The following is a 1799-nucleotide window of genomic DNA, read 5'->3' on the forward strand; positions in this document are numbered from 1 at the left end:
GAAATGCAGTTCCTCCTCGCAACCTGGGCCGGCGCCTGCCCCACCTGCCACCGCGACATACCCACATCCATACAAACCTGACCAAGCCCTACTAGCCGGGGCTGCAGCGGAAGCCGTAGGCGAAGCCGACGGGGCAGCCGTCGGAGGAGGCCGTGATCAGGGTGAAGCCGTCGTGGCGGGTGTGCGCGGTGATCTGGCGGCGCAGGGTCTCGGGGGTGAATCCGGCCTGGGCGACGTCGTCGTCACCGGTGTGGGCGTCGGCCCAGATGTCGGCGAGGGAGTCGAGCATGGCGCCGGTGTCGTCGGCGCCGTGGTGCTGCAGGGACACCTGCGGCATTGTGGGGGAGTCCATGGTGTCTTTCCGGGTGGGAATGGTGATCCGGCGTGTCGGGGTGTCCGGCCGTACGGGGCACTGTTCGGCGGGCGTGTTGTCACCTCCCGGCGGGATGGAGGCGGAGGTGGATCGCGAGAACGCCGAGCGCCTCCTTCTGCGGCGGGTAGATCTCGCGGCAGGCCGTGAGGAGTTCGGCACGGTTCATGCCCTCGCTGCCGATCGCCTCGTTGTCCTCGGCGTCGAGCATCGCCTCGAAGGACTCGTATTCGGCGACCTTGACGACCTGGGTTCGGCAGCGGGTCTCGCCGGACTCGAAGACCAAGGCCTGTCCGGGGTGGATTCTGCGCATGCTCGGGTAGCCGACGCGGACCTCGATCGTCTTGGTGCCGCGGGCGATCAGGTCGAGGTAGGGCCGGCGGATCTGGATGACGCGGTCCTGTTCGGGCATGGACTTCCCTTCTAGGCCGGGGTGGACAGGGCGGTCAGGCGCTCGTGCAGGTCGCCGGCGGCGCCGTGACCGGGGTAGCGGCGGGTGAGGCAGGCGGTGAGGTCGGCGGCTCGGTTGCGCACGGAGTCGACGACGCGGTCGGAGCCGAGGGCTTCGGTGCCCAGAGCGACGGCGTCGTCGGGCGCGCCGAGTTGGGCGTGGGCGAGGGCCAGGTCGATGCGGGCGATGGCCTCGCGGCTGGGGGAACGGGAGGCGGCCGGGGCGGACTCGTAGATCTGCAGGGCGTGTTCGGCGTGCCGGCGTGCCTCGTCGGAGCGTTCGAGCCAGATGCAGGCGGTGGCCGGGTAGGAGGTGAGGGCGTAGTCGGCCAGGGGTAGCGGGTCCAGGCCGAAGCGGTAGGCCATGCGGGAGGGAAGGAATTTGTGGGCGTCCTCGGCGGCGCGCAGGGAGGCGGTGAAGCCGTCGGCGTCGCCGTCCGCCGCCGCCGCGCGGGCGGCCTGGGCGTGGAGGCGGACGGTGAGCGGGTGGGTGGCCGGCGCCTGGGCGAGGCCGCGGCGGGCGGCGTTGAGTGCCCGGTCGGCGCGGTGTTCGTAGAGGTTGATGGAGGCGGCGGCGTCCATGGCCCAGGCGCACAGCTCGCCGTGGCCGGCCTGCCGGCCGTGGATGAAGGCGTCGTTGGCGAAGGCGAGGCCGGTACGGGGGCTGCCGAGGTCGTGGGCGAGCCAGGCGAGGAGTTCGGAGAGCCACCCGGCGTAGGCGAGCAGTTCGCGGCCCTGCTCGTGGGTGTGCCTGGCCTTCAGCAGCGCGTCCACCTTGCGGCGGTAGTCCAGCGCTTCGGTGAACACCTGCTGCGGGGGCTTGATGGAGTAGGCGTCGTTGAAGTCGGTGACGGCGAGGTCCAGGTGGTCGAGCGTCCCGGCGCCTAGGCAGTGTCGTCAAAGTGATCTTGGCTAGTGGATCATGGTGTGGTGATACGTCGCCATGAACTCTCCGATGCCGAGTGGGGCTTGGTGGAGC

General features: G+C 70.7%; 3 protein-coding genes. All 3 read right to left on the bottom strand.

What is annotated here, in order from left to right; all coding sequences use genetic code 11:
- Positions 1-91: 91 nt before the first annotated feature.
- Entirely contained in the window at positions 92-328 is a 237-nt protein-coding gene (locus tag AC07AL_RS38520; protein ID WP_478319565.1) for a GNAT family N-acetyltransferase, read from the bottom strand.
- Between the two features lie 103 nt (positions 329-431).
- Positions 432-782 carry an ASCH domain-containing protein gene (locus tag AC07AL_RS38525; protein ID WP_478319566.1) on the bottom strand — a complete coding sequence of 117 codons (351 nt, stop codon included), beginning with the start codon at positions 780-782 and terminating at the stop codon, positions 432-434.
- An 11-nt stretch (positions 783-793) separates the two neighbouring features.
- Positions 794-1627, bottom strand: coding sequence for an XRE family transcriptional regulator (locus tag AC07AL_RS38530; RefSeq protein ID WP_478319567.1), 834 nt, complete (start codon positions 1625-1627; stop codon positions 794-796).
- Between the last annotated feature and the right edge of the window lie 172 nt (positions 1628-1799).

The organism is Kitasatospora sp. NPDC043949 (assembly GCF_056435365.1).